This is a genomic window from Mucilaginibacter sp. P1_D10 (assembly GCF_056406215.1).
In genome coordinates, this window is record NZ_JBFUAP010000006.1 from 315207 (window position 1) to 338846 (window position 23640).

Below are 23640 nucleotides of genomic sequence, written 5' to 3' on the forward strand. Positions count from 1 at the left end.
ATTTTTTTCCAATATCGCTTAACAATATGACAAAAACGTTAATTTTTCACCACACGGTTATGCTTTTATTTGCAATGCTTATACATACGCTTTGGTAAAAAAAGCCCGGCAAAACGAACGCCTCTCCCGTAAAATCGGTACCTTCAGGCGGTATAGCAACAACAAGCATTTAACGGTAAATATGGATTTGTCCCCTCCGGAAATACCGCTTAATTATTAAATAATTTTTTAAGAAAATTTACTTTACGCTTCATGAAAACCCTCTTATCTGCGTTACTTTCGGTAACCATAGCCCTTAGTTTTGCTGCCGATTGCAACGCGCAGCAGGCCCCATATTTAAATAGCCGACTTACGGACCAAGAACGGGTGAAGGACCTTTTGAGTAAGCTTACCTTGACGGAAAAAGCGATGCTGCTGGGCTACCGCAACCAACCGGTGGAACGCCTTAACATCCCCGCCTATAACTGGTGGAACGAGGGCCTGCATGGCGTGGCTCGCGCGGGCGAGGCCACGGTTTTCCCGCAGGCGATTGCTATGGGGGCAACCTTCAACCCTGCGCTGATAAAGCAGGTAGGCAACGCCATATCAACCGAAGCACGGTCTAAATACAACCTGGCTATTGCTAAAAACAATCATGGGCAATACGTGGGGCTTACCTACTGGTCGCCCAATATCAATATCTTCCGCGATCCGCGCTGGGGCCGCGGGCAGGAAACCTACGGCGAAGACCCGTTCCTCACCAGCAAAATAGGTATGGCCTATGTAGATGGCATGCAAGGCAGCATACCCGGCCAGTTTAAAATTGCAGCCACCGCCAAGCACTTTGTAGCCCACAGCGGCCCCGAAGCCACCCGCGATTACTTCGATGCGTTGGTGAGCGAACAAGATTTGCACAACACCTACCTATACGCGTTCAACAAACTGGTAAAAGGCGGCGTATCCAGCGTGATGACGGCCTACAACAGCGTAAACGGTACGCCCAACTCGGTAAATAATACGCTACTCCAAAGCATACTGCGTAAAGAATGGGGATTTAAAGGCTACATCGTAACCGATTGCGGCGCACTGGACGATGTGTACACCACCCATAAATATTTAAAAACGCGCGTAGAAGCAGCGGCGGCGGCCATAAAAGCGGGCATCAACCTCGATTGCTCCAGCGTGCTGCAAACCGATGTGGCCGAAGCCGTAAAACAGAAACTGATAACCGATAAAGATGTAGATGCTGCACTGGCACCCATGCTGCTTACGCAATTCAAGCTCGGCTTTTATAACGACCCAAAGCAATCGCCGTATTACGGTTTCGGTGCCGATAGCATACACAATGCCGGCCACATCAATTTGGCAAGGTTGGCCGCGCAGCAAAGTATGGTGCTGCTGGAGAATAAGAACAACCTGCTGCCCTTAAAAAGCAACTTGTATAGCAGCATTATGGTAGTTGGCCCAAATGCAGCATCGCTTGATGCACTGGTGGGTAGCTACCACGGCCTGAATGCCAATATGGTGAACTTTGTGGAGGGTATATCAGGCGCGGTAGATAAGGGCGTAAGGGTAGAATATGACCTTGCCGTTGGCGAAAGCGATACCACCCACTTCGGCGGGATATGGGCCGCTGGCAATGCCGATATTACCATAGCTGTGCTGGGCTTGTTGCCGGTTAATGAGGGCGAAGCAGGCGATGCTTTCCTGTCCCCATCGGGCGGCGATAAAAAAACACTGAGCCTGCCTGCCAGCCAGATTGCCTTTATGAAAGCCCTGCGCAAGGACGTTAAAAAGCCTATCATCGCAGTGATTACCGCAGGTAGCGATGTGGACATAGCAGCAATAGCCCAATATGCCGATGCCGTTATATTAGCCTGGTACCCCGGCGAGCAAGGCGGCAACGCGCTGGCAGATATACTTTTTGGCAAAGTGCCGCCATCAGGTCGGCTGCCGCTTACTTTTTATAACTCTATTAACGATTTGCCGGCCTTCGATAACTACGGCATGGCCGGCCGCACCTACAGGTACCACACGGGCAAGGTGCAATACCCCTTCGGCTATGGGTTGGGCTATACCACTTTCGGCTACCAGGCGGCCAGTACCATCAACAAAAAATATAAGCTAAAGGATACCATCACCATAAGCTGTAACATAGCCAATACCGGCAAGGCGGCAGGCATAGAAACCGCACAGGCCTACATCGTTTACCCTGATAATGCCAACCTGCCCATACAAGAGCTGAAGGATTTTCAAAAGGTAGAAATAAACGTCGGCGAAACTAAAGTGGTGCAACTGAAGGTCTCCGTAGCCGAATTGCAAAAATGGGATTCGGTGCAGCATAAGTTTAGATTGTTCCCCGGCAGCTATGCCATAAAAGTGGGCAGCAACTCGGCCGACGAGGCCATAGTACAGCGTTTTATTATCAAATAACCGCTGTATCTTCAATGTTTTCCGCAAAAAATTATGTTATTTTAAACATTAATTTTTTATGGGCGAATACACATGCTGGTGGAGCAGTTAGGCTATGGCTTAGGCGCACTACAGGAGATATTATTGTTATGCTGACAGCAAAAAAATAAGCCGGGGACTCCTCCCCGGCTTTCAACTAAATCTCTGATGGAGTCAAGCGCCTAATTAAACCAATTCTTATGATCAAAACACATCAGTATATAGCAAGAACAATTTATTCTACAATATTGCCTACAGGCATCTAAAAAAAACACGATAAATTTATACCGGCACCCTATACAAAAACTACTGCAGCTTAATAAGTAGCTATTGATAATGAAATTGAAGTTTATATTAACAGTATTCTTGAATATCACTGCAATTGCCACCGTATGCGCACAAAGCAAAATAACGCTCAACTTGAAATCGGTGGATTTCAAGAAGACCTTATCTGCCATAGAAAAGCAAAGCAGCTACCACTTCGTTTACAGCGAGCATAAGATACCGGCCGATAAAAAGATAACTATCAACGTACAAAACCAGGAAATAGCAAAGGTTTTAGACCAGATACTGGAGGGCACGGGTTTTACCTATAACGAACTGCCCAACAACCTCATCGTTATTTTGCCGCTGGGCGAGCAAATGAACACCGGCAATGTTACCGGCCGCGTAATCAACGAAAATAACCAGCCGCTACCAGGCGCCACCATCCAGATAAAAAAAACATCCTTTGCCACCTTAACGGATACCGACGGCTATTTCGCCGTAGACGCGCCGGATAACGCTGTATTGATAATTACCTATATCGGCTATGCCCCGCAGGAAGTCACCGTAGATGGCGCAACCAACCTGGACGTGAAAATGGCACCGTTGGATAAGGCGCTGGTAGAGGTTGTGGTAACTGCACTGGGCTTTAAGCGTGAAGAAAGGAAACTTGGCTACGCCATTACCCAGGTAAGCGGCATTGAAACCGCCGAAACGCGCGAAACAACTTTTATCAATAGCCTTGCGGGCAAAGTAGCCGGTTTAACCGTACAATCGCCGCCGAACGGGCCGGGTGGCTCGTCAAGGGTTATCCTGCGTGGGTACTCGTCGTTCTCGGGCTCTAACCAGCCTTTGTATGTAGTCGATGGCGTGCCCATCAACAGCAATACCAAAGAAAATACCGACGAGCCCTTGAAAGTATTCGGCGGCGGCGACCCGGGCGATGGCCTATCCTCCATTAACCCGGATGATATAGAATCGATAAGCGTCCTGAAAGGTGCTTCGGCAGCGGCCCTCTACGGAGGCAGCGCGCAGGCAGGCGTTATACTCATCAGCACAAAAAAGGGTCTTAAAAGCCCCGGCGTAGGCATCGCCTTCAACAGTAATACCACCATAGAGCGCATGGTACCCTATGGCGACCTGCAATACCAATATGGCCGTGGCAACAACGGCAGGCTATATACGGCGGCAGATAACATTCCCAACAGCAGTTACTTAACAGGCCAGTCCTGGGGCGAGGCCTTTGCCGGGCAAATGGCACTAGGTGCCGATGGCAAAATAGGGCCATACGTGCCGCAATTCGCTTCAACGCGTTTCGATAAATTCTTCCGCACCGGCTTTGCCACCACCAATACCTTTGCTTTTACCAAAACTACCGACGATAATAGCTTCCGGGCTTCCTTATCGCAAACCAATAACAATACGCCTATGCCGGGCTCGCGGTACGAAAGGTATAATGGCGTGTTCCGGTTCGTGCAGGATTTTGGCCCAAAGCTGCATACCGACTTCAAGGCCGACCTATCGCGCACGCTCCGTTTCAACATCCCACTGCTTAGGGGCGATGACCGGGGCTCGTTCGTAAAGTACTTCATCCGCTCGGATAATGTTACCGATATCGCCTTCCTGAACCAGAAAGACGACGCCGGCAATTACCTGTACACCTATACCAACCCCTATGTACAGTTGCAAAAAGTAGTAAATAACCAAACGCAAAACCGGGTGCTGTCGTCGGCCAATATCAGCTACGATATTACCGATAAGTTGCACGCCAATCTAATAAGCGGCATTGATTACGTAGTTACCGAGGGTTTGCTGGTAAACCTCACCAATAATAAAAACGGCAACGGCGAGCTGAACAATATTACCATTTACCAGCAACGGAGCGATGTGCGCGGACTGCTGAGTTACGACGATGCCTTCGGCAATTTCAGCCTGAATGCCTTTTCCGGGTTCGAGTTCCAGAAATCTACCTACCGCTCCTTAAACCTCACCGGCACGGGCCTCGCCGACCCCAACTCTACCGCTCTGAGCAACGTAACCCTGGGCCAGCCGGTGCAGGTATCAACCCCGCGCTCAAAAACCAATTCTGTTTTCGCGGCCACGCAATTTGGGTATAAGAATTACCTATTTTTAGAAGTTACCGGGCGTAACGACTGGTATTCGGCCTTATCCTCAAAACGGCCGGGGTTCATCAACTATATCTTTTATCCCTCGGCCAACCTTAGTTATATTTTCACCGATGCGCTTAAGATAAAGCCCGTGGTATTATCCTACGGTAAATTGCGATTGGCTATAGGCCAAACCGGCAGCAATCCCAATCCCAATCAAACCGACCTTTCCTTCAAATTTACGCCGACGGTAAACAATATCCCCGGGCAGGAAATAAGCAATGTATCGTTGCCGCCAAGCTCATTAAAACCCGAAACTACTACCGAAACCGAATTAGGTACCGAACTGCGCTTTTTCCGCGACAGGCTTTTTATCGATTTTGCCTGGTATAATAAAGTATCCAGAAACTTCCTGCTGCCCATTACGCTGCCCGCGGCTGCCGGCTTCAATTCATCGTACCAAAACGCCGGCTCTATGACTAACAAAGGAATTGAGCTACTTATTAACGGAATACCCCTAAAAACCTCGGATTTTTCATGGGAATTGGGCGTAAATTATGCGAAAAACAGAAATCGCGTTACCGCGCTGAACGATGCATCGGCTGTGAATGGCGTGGCCTTTTATTACAATATCAAAGCCAAAGTGGGGTATCCGCTGGGCTCTATATTCGGTACGCCGCTGCGCCGCGATGCCGACGGGCAACTACTTTACAAAGCCATAAGTACCGATGGCACGGGCGTAAAAAACGCGGTGGTGATTGACAAAGGGGCTTTAACTTACGATGCATCGGGCAACCCGCTAAAGCAAAGCAATGGTTCGCTGGCGGTGAACAACGAAACTTATTTGGGTACCGTCAACCCCGATTGGTCGGGCGCCGTAACCAACACTTTCCGGTACAAAAACTTCAGACTGAGCATTTTGATAGACGGGCAATTTGGCGGCCAGGTTTATGAAGATGGTGCCCGCTGGGCTGGCTTTTTCGGCAATTCCAAATGGACGCTGCAGGGCCGCGACGGTAAATACATACCACAGGGCCTGGTAAATACGGGCACCGATGCTGCGCCAAACTACATCAAAAACACGCTGCCTTACAGCCCTTACCAGCAATACAACGCCGCTGCCACGCTGGTCTATTATGCCGACGAGATGTCGGTTTTTAGCCGTACGTTCATCAAATTCAGGCAAGTGGCCTTAAGTTATACGCTGCCAAAAGGCATGCTGGCGCATACCCCCGCAAAATCGGCAACGTTCTCGCTTATAGCGCGCAACCTGTTCTATATCCGCAAGGATTTGCCCATTTTCGACCCGGAGGCATCGGATAGTATAGGCAATGGCTTTGGTTTCGACACGGGTGGGTTACCCATCAGCCGTACTTTCGGGTTTAATTTAAACGTCAATTTTTAGCTGCAACAAGCCATGAAAGCCACGATAAAAAAGATCTTCGCCCTTTTGTGTACGGTTGCACTACTGCCCGCCTGTACTAAAGATTTTGCCGATTATAACCTGAACCCCGATGGCGTAAGCACACCCCAGCCCGCCTATTTATTGTCGGATGCATTGGTGAGAACCTCCCAGGCCGATATGGAGCCGCGCACCAATTATTGCCATGCTTTTATGCAGTATGGATACTCAGATTTTTGGTCGGGCACTACATACGCCCTTTCAGACGATATCGCCCGCCGTTACTGGAACAATTTTTACATCCCCGTGCTGCAAAATCTGGAGTACGTATTACCGCTGCTAAAAGCCGATGCCGGCCTGGTAACCACCTATGCCGCCGCGCGTATATGGCGGGTTTTCATCTACCAAAAACTCACCGATTTTTACGGCGACATCCCCTACAGCCAGGCAGGCAAGGCGTTGGCCAGCGGCATTTTCACCCCGGCATACGATACCCAGCAAATGATATACGCCGACCTGGGGAGCGAGCTTAGGGCCTCCATCGCCTTGCTGCGCGCCAACCCAGGCATAGCCGTGCAGGGCGACCAGTTTTACGGCGGCAGTGCCGACCAATGGCGCAAGCTCGCCGCGTCGTTATTGCTGAGGGTAGGCATGCGCCTGATAAAGGTTGATGCCGCGCAGGCATCCACATTGACTAAAGAAGCTTATGCCGAGGGCGTGATGGCCTCCAATATGGATATGCCTGTGTTGAAACATAACACTGCGGCCCCCAACGGCTTCGCCTTTAATTTGAACGACCAGCATTTCTTCCTGCATCAAACCCTTATAGACCATATGCGCGCCAGCGGCGACCCTCGCCTGAATATATATGGCGCGGTTTACAGCAAAGAAGCTTTTTTGGGCGGCGTGGTTACCTCTACAGATACATCAAAATTTATCGGCTATAGTTTCAAAGCCACCGCCTCGGCACCAAACACGCGCGTAAACTACGCGGTGTTCCAACCCAAGGAGACTGTGTTCTTTGATTTTCAATACGCCGAGGTAGAATTTCTATTGGCCGAGGCCATTTTGCGCGGCTTTATTACCGGCGATGCCGCCGCACATTACCAGGCAGGCGTAACTGCGCACATGCAATCGCTGACCTTGTTACCTACCGCACCTAATATCAGCAACGCGCAAATAACGGCTTACTTAGCCAAAAACCCTTTGGTAAACCCGGCAAACCCTACCACCGAAGGTTCGATAGAGCGCATCAACACCGAATTTTGGCTGGCGGGTTTTATTTTTGATGCCGATGAGGCTTATGCTAACTGGCGGCGTACGGGCTACCCCAAACTCACGCCCAACCCCAATACCATTACCGGGCCGAGCGATTCGCATGGCGTTATACCACGCAAGCTGCCCTACCCGCAGCAAGAGTTTACGCTGAACAGCAATAATGTAAACCGTGCCTTGGCCGCATACGGCGGCCTGAACGATTTTAACCCGCAGGCGAGGGTATGGTGGGATAAGTAAGGGCAATCAAATCCCCTCTTTCAAAACCACGTGCTTGATGTTTTTGCGGTTGAAAGTGTAGGTGATATGAATGAGGCCGTCGCTGGTCTGGATGATTGCAGGGTAGCTGTATTCCTCTGTAGCGCCATCCTCTAAAACTGCTACATCGCGCCAGGTTTTGCCATCTGTGGAGCAGGCCACGCGTAGTTTGCTGCGCCCATTGTACCATTCTTTGCCCGGCACATCGGGGTTGTAAACGATAAGCTGTTTACCGCTTTTGAGGGTCGCGGCATCCGTACCCGAGTTTGGGTTCAGGAGACTGGTAGCCGAAAGGGCACCCCAACTTTTCCCCTTATCGTAAGACCATGCCTGCACCACCGTGCCCTGTTTGCTGCGACATAAAATCTGCAGGCTGCCATTTTTATAGGTAAGAATGCTCGGCTGTATCACATCAAACCCCTTGGTGGTATCTACAGGTATATTTGTCCAGGATGCCCCCATATCAACAGAGCGTTCGATGTGTGCTTCCCATCGCCCGTTGTTTCCTTCGGTGCTTGATGGGGATAAGATACTGCCATCGGGCAATTGGATGGGCTTGTTTTTGATAGGCCCTAATATACCCTTCGGCAAAGTCTTCGCCGCCGACCATGTAAGGCCGTTATCGTCGGAAGTTTTAACCATCCCCCACCATTCCCTGGGGTTGGGCCCAACTTTGTAAAAAAGGAACAGCTTGCCCGTTTTTAGTTTGAACAGCACCGGGTTCCAGGTGGGGTAACGGGTTGCACTATCTATCACGCCATCGGCAATCATTATCGGTTGCGCTTTATCCGTAGTATCGCCAACCTTCTTGAGCCATATAGAAACATCGGGTCGGCTCTCTGCCGAGCCACCGAAGCAGGCTATCAACAGGTCGCCTTTTTTTGTCTCTACGATGGTAGAAGCGTGGCATTGCGCAAAGGGAGGTGCGTCAAACACCAGCTCGCTCTTCGCTTTCTTCCATTCGGTTTGTGCCGATGCACCGGCGAAAATAAATATAAACGCGCCCAGGAACGCCAAATATTTCCGGATGATATAAAAAGGCACTATCTTAATCTCTAACATTCTTCGCATACACAATCATTAATATCCTTCAGCAAAATTCAATGTAAGTCCGGTTGCCCCCGGGCTGATGCGGAACACCTCTTTACCCTCCAATTTAGAAAATTTACCGTTAGGCGTATGAATGCGGTAATTTAACCCTTGGAATTGGCAACTAATGTCCGATTCGCCGATGGACTGGAAAGGCAAACTTGCTTTTGCCGATACATTAAGGTCCAGAAACCAGTTGGCCGTTGCTTTACCTGTAATGGTAACTGTCAGTTTCTTTTCGTCCAGATTTATTACCAGCGTGCCCTTGCCGGTTTTTAGCGGCCAGGCAATACGCAACTTACCCGGAGAAGGATTGGTGATTTTGGGGCTTCCACCGGTTAATGCCACAATCTCACCGTTTTCTATGGTTTTAAAACTTAAGCCGGCTATATCATCAGGGGTGCTCCATAAATAACCATCAACAAAGGGGAGCGTGTAAAACGAACATACATTGGTCTCCACCTTTTTGGTAAGGTAGGCCGAGGGAAGCTTCTCGTTAAACAGGTGGATATCCCTAAAAAGCAGCGTGCCTTTTTCCCAAAGCAAATTGGCCCGGTAAAACCGGCTGTTGAACCACACCGTTTTGCGGTCGCCTGTGCCGATATCCTCATTAACGGTTACCGATGTTGCCGGGGTGGTTTTGTAATGCTTACGAAACCAAGTGCCCGATTCTGCCAGCGTTTCTACCTGTACTTTTTTCTCGTCTCTCAATTTGGCTATCAGGGGCATCTGTATATCAAAACCTTTTGCCATGGCATCCCAGGTAAAAGAATTTTCCTGCCCCGCCTGCGTGTAGCCAAACTCCATTGGTTCGCCATTTACCAACTGCTTAAAAAACCAATCTACCCATTCTGCGCTGCCCCCCGCATCTTTATAAACGGGTTCCAGCGTAATAACGCCCTGCCAGGTGGTACCTAATCCTGCATCGTACTGCCGCACGGGGTCGCTGCCCAGCATTCGGAATATCGGCACAGGGATTTGGTTGCTTTCGTTCTGCGCCGGCATATACGAGTTTACTTTGCTTGGATAATAAGCCTGGTTCCAATAGCCGCCCCAAAGTGTATAACCATCGGTACCATACTGATCTTTGCAATTGCTGGATGCTACGATATGGTATTTTTGATACAGGTAGTTTAAAGTATGTTCATCAATAAACCAAGAGCCCACCGATTTAGGATAATAGCCAAAGATGCTTTTAAAGTCCTGCATGTAAACATCGGCCAGTTTTTCCCTTTCTTCGGGCGTATAGCCTGTAGAGAAGCCAATGTTGGCGTGCCAATCCCAGGGGTAACGGCCGCGCCATTTTAAGCCGGCTTTCTCTACCATGGGCTGAGGTATCTCCCACCAGGCACCAATTTCAAAACTGCCTGCGGGCAGGCCCTTAAGCAGCTTTTGGTATCGGCCATCCATCAAAGCATCGTATTGCAGCAGGAATGTCCCGCGCAGCTTATACTTGTTCATGATATCCACCTGTTTTACAACTGTTTGGTAAAGCACATCTTGCGTAACCGCAGGGTTCCTCGGCTCCAGCAAACGGATAAAGTTTACGATGTTGACTATCCTCGGCTTAAATTTGGGTTTGGGAGGTATGGCGAACGAGGAGAGCAGGGCGATAATGCCTGCAGAAGCCAATATACTTGCGGCAAGTGTCCGTAATTTCATCGGTGGTTGTTTTAGTAAATGCTTTCGAATTTAAATAAAATATGCAGTTTCGGCGCTTCCCGTTACGAAACCTGCCGGCTATCCGCACAAATCTTTTTACAAATAAAAAGGGCGAATGACTAAACATCATTCGCCCTTTGAGGGTTTTCGCAAATGGATTCGAACCACTACTAGCAGAGTCAGAGTCTGATGTGCTACCGTTACACTATGCGAAAGCTTGCGGCTTTAAGTACTGCCGGGGTACAAAAGTAATAAAATTTACAGATTTTCGAAAAAACCTATTTGAAAAGGCGGCCTCCCTTCCCTTAAAAATTTTTACCCGCCAAGATTTAACCCGCCTGTTTTACGTTTAAAGCCATTATCCTATCTTCGCAATTGTATGATGTACACCAACTTCGCCAAACATAAATCCAGCATCTTTGCCATACTTGCCTTAGTTTTTTTGCTCACTGCCTGCGGTGGACCAAAAAAAAATAAGATATATACCAGCATCCAGAACGATGAATCTGTAAAGCCGACTTTTATGCCGGTAAAGGGCATCCGCTATACCGAGGTGCGGCGGAACTTTAAAAATGGCGTAGCGTTTAACGAAGATGGTTACCAGTTGGAACCCGAGTGGCGTTTTTCGTTCCTGTCAGAAGACTCCGTGAACATCTATAACCCCAAGCGTAAGATGTTCGTGAATGCCCCGGTGCTGTTCGATCACGATTCGCTTTTTAACATTGCATGGTCGTGGATGCGCCTTCGTAAACTTACCCGCGATAGCATCACCTTCCAAATAATGAAGGTGGAGGGTCGCTCGCTGATGCGCGATCAATCGGTAGTGTACATGACGCTCTACGCTGATGATTACATCAAAAATAAATTACACACCACCGCTGCGGCGTTAATGAAACCCACGCGGGCCGACACGCTGTTTATCCAACGAAAAACGGCCCTGGCCAATAAGGATACCTCAAAGGCATTTTCCGCCCGGGAGCCCGCAGTACTCACCAGCAAAACTAAATTGCTTACCATAGAACCCATAAGCAGCCTAACCGTAGATGAAATACGGGAAGGCGTTAACCAGGGTTATATGCTGCCCGAGTACAACATTAGCATCAAAAACGCTTACGACGACTTTAAATACTCATTTTCGGTACGGGTAGATGCCGACGGCTCACTGCATTTCCTGCGCTCCGTAATCTTCTTGTACCCGGAATTTGTGGCTTCATATAACCGGGCCATGCGCGGCATAACTGATGGGTACCTGAGGGCATACCTCAACGTAAAACCAGGCACTACCCTGGGCATTCCGCATGCATGCTTTATTATCGTAAACGTAGCGGGGACTAAGAAGGGGTGATAAGATGCGGGAAACAATAAAGCAAAAACTATCAGAGCTGGAGCAGCAACAAAACATCAGGATACTTTATGCCTGCGAATCGGGTAGCCGGGCCTGGGGTTTCGCATCGCCCGATAGTGATTTTGATGTACGCTTTATTTACGCACGCCAACTGAACGATTATCTGAACATCGCCGATGTTAAAGATGTTGTTGAATTGCCGGTTAATGAGATACTCGATATTGGCGGCTGGGATATTCGCAAAGCACTTAAACTTTTCCTGAAATCCAACTCGCCACTTTATGAATGGCTGCAATCGCCAATTATTTATCAGCAGGATGATGCCTTTGCGGCTGAAATGAAAGCGTTGATGCCTGATTATTATTCCTTAAGATCGGGGGCCAACCATTATTTATCCATGGCTTTTAATACGCTTACGAACGACCTGCAAAGCGAACAGGTAAAAATGAAGCGCTATTTTTATGCACTTCGGCCCGCTTTGGCTTGCCGCTGGATAATTGAAAGAGGGACGGTTCCGCCGATGGAGTTTGCGCATCTAAGGGTGCTTATCAATGATAGCATAATTCAATCTGCTATTGACGAATTGATGAAAAGGAAATTGGTTTCTGATGAAAAAACGATGATAAGCCCGGTTATTTTGCTAAACGAATGGCTAAACGATACACTCAGCACCAGCAAGATTGCCGTGCCTCAACTGCCTTCTACAAACAAGAACACCGATGAACTAAACGCTATCTTTAGAAAATACGTAGTTTGATGACTTTCGAGGGATTAAAACAGCAGCCCGAATTTTTAGTGCTCGATTGCGTTAGCGGCAGCCATGCCTACAACCTGGCAATTGAAACATCCGATATCGACAAAAAAGGGATTTTTATTTTACCACAGCGAGAGCTTTATGGATTTGGCAATACAGAACAAGTTGCGAATGCCACCAACGACGAAGTGTATTTTGAAATTGCCCGGTTTCTTGATCTGCTAACTAAAAACAATCCAAATATATTAGAATTACTCAGCACGCCGCCAGCTCATGTGTTGTACCGGCACCCGTTGATGAACCTTGTGCGGGCCGAGGATTTCCTATCGAAGTTATGCCTCGATACATTTGCCGGGTACGCGCAAACGCAAATTAAAAAAGCAAAAGGCTTAAATAAAAAGATAAACAAAACCTTCGAAGCGGAACGGAAGTCGGTATTAGAGTTTTGCTACGTGGTAAGCGGAAACGGAAGCCTCCGGGTAACCGAATGGCTTAAAGAAAATGGATTTGAGCAGCAAAATTGCGGGCTAACCGGCATACCGCATTTTAGGGATGCTTATTTGCTTTATCATCAAACACAGTTAAAAACCGGAGACAAGTTCTACGGAATAATATCAGGCCCGCACGCCGAAGATGTACAGTTGGCCCACGTGCCAAAGGGAATTGAGCCATTGGCGGTGATGAATTTCAATAAAGATGGTTATTCGGTTTATTGCCGCGAATACCGGGAATACAAAGAATGGGAGGACAAACGCAACGATGCCAGGTATAAAAGCACCGTATCGCATGGGCAGAACTACGATGCTAAAAACATGATGCACACCTTCCGTTTACTCAATATGGCTAATGAAATTGCGTTGCATCGCGAGGTTAATGTGCATCGGCCCGACCGTAATTTCTTGTTGAAGATAAGGAACGGCGAATATTCGTTTGAGCAACTGATGCAGATGGTTGACGAAAAAATGGAGGAGATTAAAACAAACTTTGCCAAATCCACGCTTCCCGAGAGGCCGAACGCCGAATTAGCCGAAGATATTTTGGTGGAGATAAGGGAGCGGTTTTACATCGGGCAGTAACATTTTGTTATGTATTCGCAGTTAACTTCAGTTTCAATAATTTTAATGTTACCCCTATTTCCTTATATTTGATATAATCAAACTGCAGGGCGATGTACAGAACAATTTTATTTCCGGATAAAGAAAACCACAGTATAGAAATGCCAAAGGAGTTTTTTGGTAAAAAAGTAGAGGTAATTGTTACAGAGATAGCAGAAGACGCGGCCGCGGCGCACCCTATACCTCCGGGCAACAAAAGAACTTCTGCTGCTGAATTATTAAAAGATTTTGGTGCAAACCCTAATTTCCCAACTATTGAAGAGATAAGAGCTAAAGCCTGGCCATCCAAATGGTAATCCTTGATACTAATATTTTAATAGAAATTTATCGTGGAAACCCTGGTATTAAAACAAAGATTGAGAGCTTCGGGGCTGACGCATTTTATGTAAGCAGTATAACCGCTGCTGAATTTTTAGTTGGGGCGAGAGACAAAGCCGAATTTGGTCGAGTAGAAAAACATTTGGCTAAATACAACGTCATCCCGATTACAACAGAAATATTAGATATTTTTTTAGATATTTTCAAAACCTATAGCTTAAGCCATAGGCCAGGGATAGCTGACACGCTGATAGGCGCCACTGCGATATATTACCAAATCCCTTTATTAACTTTAAATAAAAGGCATTTTCAATTTATCCCCGGAATCGCACTATTATAGTTAAAATCAGTTTTAACATCCTCGTTTAGCACCGATTTAAGGTTGATTTTTTATAAATATTGTGGCATCTATCCGCTGTTCTTCGATGCTTTCGATATTCCCGGAAATCAAATCGTTTAAGGTCGCCCAACAATCTCTGTTTTCTTTCCAAAATCCCGCGTTTACCCGCAATACATTTTGAAGTAAGTCCCCTTCATACATATCTCCTTCCGCAAGAATATCATTGGTAAGCACCTCTATAGCCAATGGGATTAAATAACCAAGGCCCTCGTTTTGACCAATCATTAATCGCAAATCTTCAATCGAAAATTCATTCAGGCGAATTTTTCTTAAAGCGGCAACGCGGTTTACCAGCCCATACTCAGAATGTTCATCAGGCCATTTATCCTTCTCTAAATTTTCGAGCGATTTGTAACGCCAGTTGTTCTCCAATACTTTCATCGTCGCATTACTTTTTCTTCACCACATTCCCCTTCAACTCCCTTTTCACCGGCGAAACCGATTTGGTGGTGGTAAACCCCTGGATGATGTCTTTTGGGTTCTTCACTTTGGCCAGGGAGTTGATGTAGGCATCGGCCATCAGCTTATACATATATTCTTTGGGGAAATCGTCCTTACTGGCAACTTTGATGTAGCGGAACTGCTTGCCGTTGCCTACCAGCATCTTTTGAGGGTCCTCCAGTTCGCTGCCCCAGTTGAAACCGAATATCACATTTTGGTTAGTGCGCCATATAGCCACGTTGCAAAATACCTGCCCCAGCTTCTCCGTTGGCGACCAGCCAAACGCCACGGCGTTGTAAGCATCGTAAACCAGTTCGTTGGTATCGGGGAACAGATCCCATGCAAAATCGCGCAGCCATAAAGCCAGTTCGATGGTTTCGGGCTTAAAGGGTTCCATAAATTTCAGCAGGTCTATGGTTTGTTCTTTGCTCACGGGTTTAGAGATTAGTCGTCTAAATATACCTGATTTTCACCGTAGAGACGCAATATTTTGCGTATGCCGTAGAACAGGTCAAATCTGCAAATCGGATTTGCATCATGTATTTGCAACCGGAGACTGTAGCAAAACCCATGTTGCCCGATAAGCATAGAGTGATATTAGATGCAATGGTTTTTTAAGCAAATATAGCACCCAGCAACTACATAGGTGGTGACACTATTTTGACACCATTTTTAAATTTGCAAATACCTGATTAATAGCATATTGCTAGTGTTCACGGCGTTCACACTGCGCTGCGTGAACACTTAATGAAAGCTTCTGGCGTTTGTTTGCTGCCACAACAAAACCACAAGGATGTTATAATATCAACTTGCCCGATTTATGATGCAACCTCTTCCTCAACCTAGCTCTATATATTCCACCAATAGGTCCATTTAACGGTCAACTGCCTGTTTTTAACCATAAAGGGCGAGGGGATAGAGTTATCGCCATACACGATAAACAAATCCGAAGCCGGCTTGTAGCGCCATTGCAGGCGGGTGTTGATATTCATGTTACGCGCCTGTTCATTGTACTGCACAAAGGTGGTAAAGTACAGGTTATTGGTGAATGTAACATCGGTACGCGGACCAATGAGCCAGAAACTGTTGCGGCCATAGGGCTGTGGCAGGCGCAAATCGTTATAAGAGGCTGTCACGGCTATATTTACATATGGCTGAAAGCGGTAGCCCAATTGGCTGCTGAGGGTAAGCTTAGTGCCATCGTCATAGTAGCCGCCGTATGCCGCCTCGAACACATAGGTAAATACGCTCTGTGGCTTGGAGATGTATTGCACGTCGGCAGTGTTCCAGTGGCTCTCGAAACCGATGGGAAGGTTGCCTTTGCCAATGTTGGTGGGATCGTAGGGGCGCAGTAGCTTTACGTAGGTATCTACCCCCGAAAACCAGAGCTGGCTACGGTTGCGGAAGGTGATGATATAGCTGAAGATGCTTTCGTTGTCGGTTCTCTTGAAGTGCTCGTCGAAAAAATAGTTAGAGGATAGCTGCAGGCTGTGTATCAGCACCGAGCCATTCTTTGGGAAAAAGTTATGCAGCAATAGCGGACTAAGCTTATTATATCCCCGGCGAGGCACGTAGCCTACTTCGGCGTTGTAATTGCTGCCTACGTATTGCTGCTGTAGGTATAATGTCCAGTATTTACTGAGGTATTGCAGGTGTGCGGCCTGTACGTAATCGTGTCCTTTGACACCGGAGCTGAACGATTTCAGGCCCAATAGTTTACCCGTCCATAGGTTATTGGAGGATGCCAGGTTGTATTCTACCCCCACATTACGGTTATAGGCGGGCGTAGTATTGCCGGCAACTGGCGCGCTGCCGGTAGCATCCTTATTAATAAACATGATACCGATGTTGGAGCGCGAGAAAACCCTCCTTTGCAGCGTAACGACGCCAAAGTTTTGGCCGGGTAGGTTGTTGATATCCGTTTGGCCGGTTTGTACATCCATTACGCCTACGCGCCAGTCTTTATTTATTTTACCGGTAAGCCTGGTGCCGAAACGGATAGGCGCATTCAACCCCACCCTGCGCGAAAAGAAAGGCCGGATATCGGCATAGCCGAAGTTGGAGAACAAATCGCCGTTCTCTAAAAAGAACTGCCGTTTTTCGGGGAAGAAAAGTTCGTAGCGGTTGAGGTTTATCACCTGCTGATCCACATCAACCTGCGAAAAATCGGGGTTTACTGTCATATCCAGGTTGAGGGAGGAAGTGAGCCCAATCTTTACGTCGCCGCCAATATCCTTGCGCCAACTGGTACCTGTTTTGTTCTGATAGTCTTTACTAACGCCGCCCAAAACGTAGGGTATGATAGATACATTGCTGCTGGCTACGGGTGGTTCTTCGTCCCAAACCAGCGTACCGGTGTAGGCAAGCGATGCCGTTGGGAACTGCCTTGGCACAGGTGCCCAGCTCGATTTTTCGGTAGATTTAAGGTCGTTACGGCTGAAGTTGATGCCCCACTCGCGGATGCCTTTTTTATAGCGGATGCTTTTGAAAGGGATAGCAGCCTCCCACACGTACCTGTCGGGATAGTTCTTCACTACCGAATACCATTTGTTATCCCAGCTCAAATCTACCTTGCCGCCTTCGTACATGGTGCCATCCCACTGTGCGCCGGCCGCGTTTGCGCCGAAGCTGAAGCCATCGGTACGAGCATCGAAGGGATCCATAAACAGCAAAAAGTTATCGTTCTTACCGAAGCTGAAGTCGCGCTTAAGCGATTCTACCATATTTTGGCCCGGCAGGCCGCCGTAGCAGATGGCCACAACGTACAGATTATCATTATCATAGGTCATCTTTACCGTAGTCAGCACCTTGGCATAGCTGGTATCCATAGGTAAAACGAGGTAGAAGTTGCTGGCCGAGTCGGCGCGCTGCCAGTCGGCTTCATCTACCACGCCATCGATTTTTATGGGACCCGATGCCCGTTTGATATGGTAGCGGTAAGCGGCGTTCTTTTTTTGGGCAAAGGCGGCAAGGCCAGGCAGGCACAAGCAAAGCAGCAGTAAGGTGAGTTTTCCTGTCGACAATGGGTGTAAGCTAATGGTTAGAATACTTGGGAACGAGTAGCAATAATATACATATTATCCGATAATACGATGGCATTGTGTTATTTAAACACATTTGTTACGATGAGCCATAACCGGAAAATCAGGCGCAGCGATTTTTCTCGATGCCAAGTAAAAACGCCACAAAACACTGTCGAAAATCTCCGTGTTTTTACCACAATGCACATTTTTTAGGGACTTTCTTTTGATTTTTTCCTCACGAAATGACTAACAAAACAGCGTATAGTTTTTCTCGATAAATCGAGTGGATTTTTCAGGGAATTCTATTTCTACCGATGGTGGTAAAGACTGCGAAACCCTTGCTCCGCCCCTGCCGCCGGCAAGAAAAAAACAGACCACCCAGTACAACGCCATCCCACCCCAAAACAATATATTATTACCTTTGCCCCATGCTTACCCTTCGCCAGCTGTTTTTGAATAACAACGCCCAAACCACCCACTTCCCGTTGTTACTGGAGTTTGAGCGTGCGCAGGGCGTTTATTTGTACGATAAGGATGGCAAACCCTTTACCGATCTTATCTCGGGCATCGGCGTAAGCAACCTGGGGCATGGCAATGCGCGGGTTATTGATGCCATAAAGGATCAGGCCGATAAATACATGCACCTGATGGTGTACGGCGAATACGTGCAAACCCCGCAGGTGCGCTTTGCCGAAAAGCTGGTTGCTGTTTTGCCCGACGGACTCAACTCGGTTTACTTTACCAACTCTGGCAGCGAAGCGGTTGAGGGTGCGCTGAAACTCGCCAAACGCTTTACCGGGCGGCAACAAATAGCGGCCATGCACAACTCGTACCATGGCAGCACCCATGGCGCGCTCAGCGTAATGGGTAACGAAGAATTCAAGCAGGCTTACCGCCCGCTATTGCCGGGCGTAAATTTCATACGATTCAACAAGACGGATGACTTACAATATATCACTACCGAAACCGCCTGTGTAATCGTAGAAACCATACAGGGCGAGGCGGGCATCCGCGTGCCCGGGGCAGCCTACATGCAGGCCCTCCGCACCCGTTGTACCCAAGTGGGTGCCCTGCTGATATTGGATGAAATACAGGCTGCCTTCGGTCGCACGGGCAAGCTCTTCGCCTTTGAGCATTTCGGCATTGTGCCGGATATTTTACTGCTGGCCAAAGCACTTGGTGGCGGTATGCCCGTAGGGGCTTTCGTAGCTTCGGGAGAGGTGATGGCGGCATTTAAAGAGAACCCCATACTTGGCCACATTACCACCTTTGGCGGGCACCCCGTGTGCTGCGCTGCGGGATTGGCAGCATTGGAAGTGCTTTTAGAAGATAAACTGATAGACGGCGTAGCAGCTAAAGAGACCCTTATCCGCGCGCAGCTTACTCACCCCGCCATCAAAGCCATCCGCGGCAAAGGCCTTATGCTGGCCGCCGAATTCGAAAGCTTCGAACTGAACAAAAAAATAATCGACCGCTGTATAGAAAATGGTATCATAACCGACTGGTTCCTCCACTGCAGCAACTCTATGCGTATTGCGCCACCATTAATCATTACCGAAGCGCAGATACTTCATGCTTGTGCGGTGATTATGGAGGCTATTGAGTTTTATTCGCCTGCATAATATTCGTTTTTTAACCACAAAGAACGCAAAGAGGGGAAACACAAAGTAGCACAAAGCTTTTATAGTTTTTTACCGGGTGTTTTTCAGTCTTACCTTTCCAAAAAATCTTTGTGCCCTTTGTGATCATACATCCTGCAAGTCTCTGTGTTCTTTGTGGTTAAACTCGCCAACCCACCCTCCAATTTTAATTAATACTATAATTCCTGTGTAAAAACGCGGTTACTCAATTTTATTACGAGTTAATTGGTATAGTTTATGCACTATGGGGTGTGCCCATATAAATATTGCTTTTTACCCGCATAAATACCTTTTAAAAGGTCACGATGCATGTTTTTTTGGTCAAGAGGGCGCAATAGTATCTCAAAAACAACATTTATCGGCACCAAACATCTACTATGAAAATCGCTTATATATCTACCTATCCGCCCCGCGAATGCGGTATAGCTACCTTTAACCAGAACCTGATGCACGCCATCAATGCCAATTTTCCTAAAAGGAAAACTTTGCTCGAGGGCGGTTTCGTGGTGGCACTTAACGATTCTGAAAACCTGCAGGAATACGAATACCCCGAGGACGTAAAATACGTTATCCGCCAAAACCACCAAAAGGATTATATCCGCGCAGCAAATTATATCAATACCAGCGCAGTTGATGCCGTTATATTGGAGCACGAATTCGGCATCTACGGCGGCGAAAGCGGCATCTACATCCTGCCGCTCATCAACCGGCTGGAGAAACCGCTGATATCTATTCTCCACACCATCTTAAAAGACCCCAGCTACGTACAGCGCATCATTATCCGCGAAATTGCCGAGCAATCGTCAAAAATCATCGTGATGAGCAAACGGGCGGTAGAATTTTTGGTTAATATTTACGATATCCCGGTAGAAAAAATACAAATTATAGAACATGGCGTACCCGATTTGGAAGCGCCCGAAGTGAACCCGGTTAAAAGCCTTACGCCTTTTAAAAACAAACGTGTAATGCTCACTTTTGGGTTAATAAGCCGCAACAAAGGTTTAGAAACCGTTATAAAGGCTTTACCGAAAATTGTAGCCAAACATCCTGATGTGATGTATGTGATACTGGGCAACACCCACCCCGGCGTGGTAAAACACTCGGGAGAAGAATACCGCGACCATCTGAAAAGCCTGGCAGCACAATTAAAAGTTTCTCAACATCTTTCCTTCATCAATAAATTTGTTGCCGAGGACGAACTGATAGATTACCTTACCGCCTGCGAAGTTTACGTAACGCCATATTTGAACGAGGCGCAAATAACCAGCGGCACATTATCTTACGCTGTTGGTGCAGGTGCTGCGGTGGTATCTACCCCCTACTGGCACGCTACCGAGTTGCTGGCTAACGACCGTGGCCGTTTGTTCGATTTTAAGAACGCCGATGCACTGGCCGAAACCGTTAATGAGTTATTGGATGATGATGCCCTGTTAAACGAATTAAAAGAAAATGCCTACGAATACGGCCTGCACCTGCGCTGGCCGGTTACAGGTGCTGAATTTATCAGGGTAGCGCAAGAAGCAGCGGCCAAACACGATTTCAGCGATAAGATACTAAAGAACAGCATTGTAGACCCGGAAGTATTGCCAAAATTCAGTTTACAGCATGTACAGCGTTTAACCGATGATACCGGTATCGTTCAGCATGCAAAATATGGCATCCCGAATTTAAAAGAAGGCTATTGCGTAGATGATAACGCCCGCGCGCTGATTATGGCCCTGATGGCCTACCAGCGCAACGGCAGCCAGGAGGCCTTTAAGTTGCTGCCTATCTATCTAAGTTACATCCACTACATGCAAACCGAGGATGGCAACTTCCGTAACTTTTTGAGTTTCGACAGGCGGTATCTGGATGAAGTGGGTACCGAAGACTCCTTTGGCCGCACCATTTGGGCATTGGGCCATTTGATCAATTGTGCAGCCAGCAATTCGTATCGGGAGTTTGCGCTGGAACTGTTCCACCGTTCTTATCCTCATTTTAAAGCACTGCGATACCTGCGCGGGATGGCCAACACCATTATCGGCATAAGCCTTTACCTGCAGGCCTTCCCTACCGACGAGGGTATGGTAAGCGAATTAAAACGTATGACCCAGCCTTTAATAGATGCCTACGACAACACCCGCAGCGACGATTGGGAGTGGTTTGAAGAAAGCATGACCTACGATAACGCCATATTACCTTTAGCTTTACTGCACAGCTGCGAAATAACCGGCGACGAGAAAGCCAAGAAAATCGCGCTAACCACCATGGCGTTCCTGGATAAGCTGACGCTATCTAACGGGTACCTTAGCCCGGTGGGTAACGATGGCTGGTATCACCGCGGCGGCAAGTTCCCTGCGTTCGATCAGCAGGCTATAGAAACTATGGCCATGGTGCTGATGCATTTCCAGGCTTACCAGATTTTCCGCAAGCCGCAATACATCGAAAAAATGTTCCTGAGCTATAAATGGTTCCTGGGCGAAAACACGCTGCGTGCCCCATTGTACGATCACGAAACCAAGGGCTGCTGCGACGGCTTGCTGCCAACCGGCATCAACCGCAACCAGGGTGCCGAAAGTACGCTGGCTTACCTCATCTCCCATTTAACTGTGCTGAGAGCATTCGAGTTGGAATATGAGTACAACAAAATGGAAGAACATATCAAAGTTTGTTAAGTTGAGGGCCGCCATATTAGCACCCGTTGCCTGGCGCACGCCGCCGAGGCACTACGGGCCATGGGAACAAGTAGCATCTAACATTGCCGAAGGCCTGATAAAGCTGGGCGTAGAGGTAACCCTTTTCGCCACCGGCGATTCTGTCACCGCAGGCGAACTGGAAGCTATTTGCGAACGTGGTTACGAGGAAGACCGCACCCAGGATGCCAAGGTGCTGGAGTGCCTGCACATCAGTAACCTGATGGAAAAGGCGGATAAGTTCGACATCATACACAATAACTTCGATTTTTTGCCGCTTAGCTATAGCGGGCTGATAAAAACGCCGGTGATTACTACTATACATGGCTTTTCGTCGCCACGTATTATACCGGTTTATAAAAAATACAATGCAAAGGGGCATTACGTATCCATCAGCAATGCCGACCGCAGCGCCGAACTGGAATACATTGCCACTGTGTATAACGGGCTGAATACGGAAGACTTTACCTTTACCGAAGTGCCGGAGGATTATCTGCTATACTTTGGCCGAATCCATCATGATAAAGGCGCAGCCGAGGCGATACAGATAGCAAAAAAAGCGAAAAAAAAACTGCTGATTGCCGGCATTATACAGGATGAAAATTACTGGAAAGAAAAAGTTGAGCCATACCTGGATGAGCAGATACAATACATTGGCCATGCCGGTCCGGAGAAGCGCAACGAGCTTTTAGGCAAAGCCGCAGCCCTGTTGCACCCCATCAATTTTGCTGAACCCTTTGGCATGAGCGTAGCCGAGGCCATGCTTTGCGGTACACCGGTAATCGCGTTCAACAAAGGATCGATGCCTGAGCTGATACAACACGAACGTACCGGCTTTTTAGTTGATACGGTTGAAGAAGCGGTTGACGCGGTAGAGAAATTAAACAGCATCAGCAGGCAACGCTGCTGCGATTGGGCCGCTTCGCAATTTTCGGCAGAGAAGATGGCGGCGGATTACTTTAAGTTGTATCAGCAGATATTGGGGTAACATAGTTAAACTCTTCGCTGCCGCGCGAGCGCAGCATATCTCGTGGCGGGCATTGTGAAAGCTTCCAGCTTGCGTCAGCTGAAAGCTGACCTTGTGCACACCACGGGCTGAAAGCCCGCGGCAGCAATGGAGTAAAATAGTTAGCCCTTTTGTCGCCGCAGGGTCTCTCAATAGATTTAAGTTAACCCACAAAATCTTCAAGCCATCTATCAAATCGTCAGAACCCATAAAGCGTTCCTATGGAACGCGCTTTTATATCTTTCTTTTTTCTACCGATAAGGTATCCCGAAGGGATACGCATTTACCATCTTCGTCCCTTCGGGACGGCTTATGGGTAGAAATATGTAAACCGTCCATTTTTACGTTCCATCGGAACGTTTTATGATATTCAGTATGCAGTGGCGAGATCTTTTTAAGTGCAGTGTTTTTATGGGTTAACTTAAACTCAATAGAGGA

Annotated in this window: 16 protein-coding genes and 1 tRNA gene; 11 read left to right on the plus strand and 6 right to left on the minus strand. The window is 47.8% G+C overall.

Translation table 11 applies throughout. The features are described from left to right. Positions 1 to 252 precede the first annotated feature (252 nt). From AC1DYT_RS11955 to AC1DYT_RS11965, 3 genes are all read left to right on the plus strand, one after another. Positions 253 to 2412 (plus strand): glycoside hydrolase family 3 N-terminal domain-containing protein, encoded by a 2160-nt coding sequence (locus tag AC1DYT_RS11955; RefSeq protein ID WP_477469835.1) that lies wholly within the window; start codon positions 253 to 255, stop codon positions 2410 to 2412. Positions 2413 to 2766: 354 nt separating this feature from the next. Continuing rightward, positions 2767 to 6207, plus strand: a complete 3441-nt coding sequence (locus AC1DYT_RS11960) for a SusC/RagA family TonB-linked outer membrane protein (protein ID WP_477469836.1) — start codon at positions 2767 to 2769, stop codon at positions 6205 to 6207. Positions 6208 to 6219: 12 nt separating this feature from the next. Next, positions 6220 to 7719 (plus strand): SusD/RagB family nutrient-binding outer membrane lipoprotein, encoded by a 1500-nt coding sequence (locus AC1DYT_RS11965; protein WP_477469837.1) that lies wholly within the window; start codon positions 6220 to 6222, stop codon positions 7717 to 7719. 6 nt (positions 7720 to 7725) lie between these two features. Here AC1DYT_RS11965 and AC1DYT_RS11970 read toward each other — a convergent pair whose 3' ends face one another. The 3 genes from AC1DYT_RS11970 to AC1DYT_RS11980 form a co-directional block, all read right to left on the minus strand. Further along, positions 7726 to 8808 carry a sialidase family protein gene (locus AC1DYT_RS11970; RefSeq protein WP_477469838.1) on the minus strand — a complete coding sequence of 361 codons (1083 nt, stop codon included), beginning with the start codon at positions 8806 to 8808 and terminating at the stop codon, positions 7726 to 7728. A gap of 9 nt (positions 8809 to 8817) precedes the next feature. Next, positions 8818 to 10488 carry a hypothetical protein gene (locus AC1DYT_RS11975; protein ID WP_477469839.1) on the minus strand — a complete coding sequence of 557 codons (1671 nt, stop codon included), beginning with the start codon at positions 10486 to 10488 and terminating at the stop codon, positions 8818 to 8820. A 144-nt stretch (positions 10489 to 10632) separates the two neighbouring features. After that, positions 10633 to 10703: transfer RNA gene (locus AC1DYT_RS11980), tRNA-Gln, on the minus strand. A gap of 164 nt (positions 10704 to 10867) precedes the next feature. Between AC1DYT_RS11980 and AC1DYT_RS11985 the strand changes: the two genes are divergently transcribed. From AC1DYT_RS11985 to AC1DYT_RS12005, 5 genes are all read left to right on the plus strand, one after another. Further along, positions 10868 to 11833 carry a hypothetical protein gene (locus tag AC1DYT_RS11985; protein WP_477469840.1) on the plus strand — a complete coding sequence of 322 codons (966 nt, stop codon included), beginning with the start codon at positions 10868 to 10870 and terminating at the stop codon, positions 11831 to 11833. Between the two features lie 4 nt (positions 11834 to 11837). Next, a complete protein-coding gene (locus AC1DYT_RS11990; RefSeq protein ID WP_477469841.1) occupies positions 11838 to 12590 on the plus strand; it encodes a nucleotidyltransferase domain-containing protein in 753 nt (250 codons plus the stop codon). Next, positions 12590 to 13663 (plus strand): DNA polymerase beta superfamily protein, encoded by a 1074-nt coding sequence (locus AC1DYT_RS11995; RefSeq protein ID WP_477469842.1) that lies wholly within the window; start codon positions 12590 to 12592, stop codon positions 13661 to 13663. The genes AC1DYT_RS11990 and AC1DYT_RS11995 overlap by 1 nt, the downstream gene beginning before the upstream one ends. A gap of 92 nt (positions 13664 to 13755) precedes the next feature. Next, entirely contained in the window at positions 13756 to 13998 is a 243-nt protein-coding gene (locus AC1DYT_RS12000; RefSeq protein WP_477469843.1) for a hypothetical protein, read from the plus strand. Next, a complete protein-coding gene (locus AC1DYT_RS12005) occupies positions 13992 to 14360 on the plus strand; it encodes a PIN domain-containing protein (protein WP_477469844.1) in 369 nt (122 codons plus the stop codon). Before AC1DYT_RS12000 ends, AC1DYT_RS12005 begins: the two co-directional genes overlap by 7 nt. A 36-nt stretch (positions 14361 to 14396) precedes the next feature. On the opposite strand, the gene AC1DYT_RS12010 is transcribed toward AC1DYT_RS12005, so the two are convergent. The 3 genes from AC1DYT_RS12010 to AC1DYT_RS12020 form a co-directional block, all read right to left on the minus strand. Continuing rightward, on the minus strand, positions 14397 to 14801 hold the full coding sequence (locus tag AC1DYT_RS12010; RefSeq protein WP_477469845.1) for a contact-dependent growth inhibition system immunity protein: 405 nt from the start codon (positions 14799 to 14801) through the stop codon (positions 14397 to 14399). Positions 14802 to 14808: 7 nt separating this feature from the next. Continuing rightward, entirely contained in the window at positions 14809 to 15294 is a 486-nt protein-coding gene (locus AC1DYT_RS12015; RefSeq protein ID WP_477469846.1) for a hypothetical protein, read from the minus strand. 415 nt (positions 15295 to 15709) lie between these two features. Next, a complete protein-coding gene (locus AC1DYT_RS12020) occupies positions 15710 to 17884 on the minus strand; it encodes a carbohydrate binding family 9 domain-containing protein (protein WP_477469847.1) in 2175 nt (724 codons plus the stop codon). Positions 17885 to 18312: 428 nt separating this feature from the next. Between AC1DYT_RS12020 and AC1DYT_RS12025 the strand changes: the two genes are divergently transcribed. The 3 genes from AC1DYT_RS12025 (at position 18313) to AC1DYT_RS12035 (ending at position 23184) form a co-directional block, all read left to right on the plus strand. Further along, on the plus strand, positions 18313 to 19506 hold the full coding sequence (locus AC1DYT_RS12025) for an aspartate aminotransferase family protein (protein WP_477469848.1): 1194 nt from the start codon (positions 18313 to 18315) through the stop codon (positions 19504 to 19506). Between the two features lie 395 nt (positions 19507 to 19901). Then, a complete protein-coding gene (locus AC1DYT_RS12030; RefSeq protein WP_477469849.1) occupies positions 19902 to 22178 on the plus strand; it encodes a glycosyltransferase family 4 protein in 2277 nt (758 codons plus the stop codon). Further along, on the plus strand, positions 22138 to 23184 hold the full coding sequence (locus AC1DYT_RS12035; RefSeq protein WP_477469850.1) for a glycosyltransferase family 4 protein: 1047 nt from the start codon (positions 22138 to 22140) through the stop codon (positions 23182 to 23184). The genes AC1DYT_RS12030 and AC1DYT_RS12035 overlap by 41 nt, the downstream gene beginning before the upstream one ends. Positions 23185 to 23640 lie beyond the last annotated feature (456 nt).

Excerpts from the sequence above, each read along its gene's own strand:
- AC1DYT_RS11955 (WP_477469835.1), top strand. The coding sequence starts at position 253 with ATGAAAACCCTCTTATCTGCGTTACTTTCGGTAACCATAGCCCTTAGT.
- AC1DYT_RS11960 (WP_477469836.1), top strand. The coding sequence starts at position 2,767 with ATGAAATTGAAGTTTATATTAACAGTATTCTTGAATATCACTGCAATT.
- AC1DYT_RS11965 (WP_477469837.1), top strand. The coding sequence starts at position 6,220 with ATGAAAGCCACGATAAAAAAGATCTTCGCCCTTTTGTGTACGGTTGCA.
- AC1DYT_RS11970 (WP_477469838.1), bottom strand. The coding sequence starts at position 8,808 with ATGCGAAGAATGTTAGAGATTAAGATAGTGCCTTTTTATATCATCCGG.
- AC1DYT_RS11975 (WP_477469839.1), bottom strand. The coding sequence starts at position 10,488 with ATGAAATTACGGACACTTGCCGCAAGTATATTGGCTTCTGCAGGCATT.
- AC1DYT_RS11985 (WP_477469840.1), top strand. The coding sequence starts at position 10,868 with ATGATGTACACCAACTTCGCCAAACATAAATCCAGCATCTTTGCCATA.
- AC1DYT_RS11990 (WP_477469841.1), top strand. The coding sequence starts at position 11,838 with ATGCGGGAAACAATAAAGCAAAAACTATCAGAGCTGGAGCAGCAACAA.
- AC1DYT_RS11995 (WP_477469842.1), top strand. The coding sequence starts at position 12,590 with ATGACTTTCGAGGGATTAAAACAGCAGCCCGAATTTTTAGTGCTCGAT.
- AC1DYT_RS12000 (WP_477469843.1), top strand. The coding sequence starts at position 13,756 with ATGTACAGAACAATTTTATTTCCGGATAAAGAAAACCACAGTATAGAA.
- AC1DYT_RS12005 (WP_477469844.1), top strand. The coding sequence starts at position 13,992 with ATGGTAATCCTTGATACTAATATTTTAATAGAAATTTATCGTGGAAAC.
- AC1DYT_RS12010 (WP_477469845.1), bottom strand. The coding sequence starts at position 14,801 with ATGAAAGTATTGGAGAACAACTGGCGTTACAAATCGCTCGAAAATTTA.
- AC1DYT_RS12025 (WP_477469848.1), top strand. The coding sequence starts at position 18,313 with ATGCTTACCCTTCGCCAGCTGTTTTTGAATAACAACGCCCAAACCACC.
- AC1DYT_RS12030 (WP_477469849.1), top strand. The coding sequence starts at position 19,902 with ATGAAAATCGCTTATATATCTACCTATCCGCCCCGCGAATGCGGTATA.
- AC1DYT_RS12035 (WP_477469850.1), top strand. The coding sequence starts at position 22,138 with ATGAGTACAACAAAATGGAAGAACATATCAAAGTTTGTTAAGTTGAGG.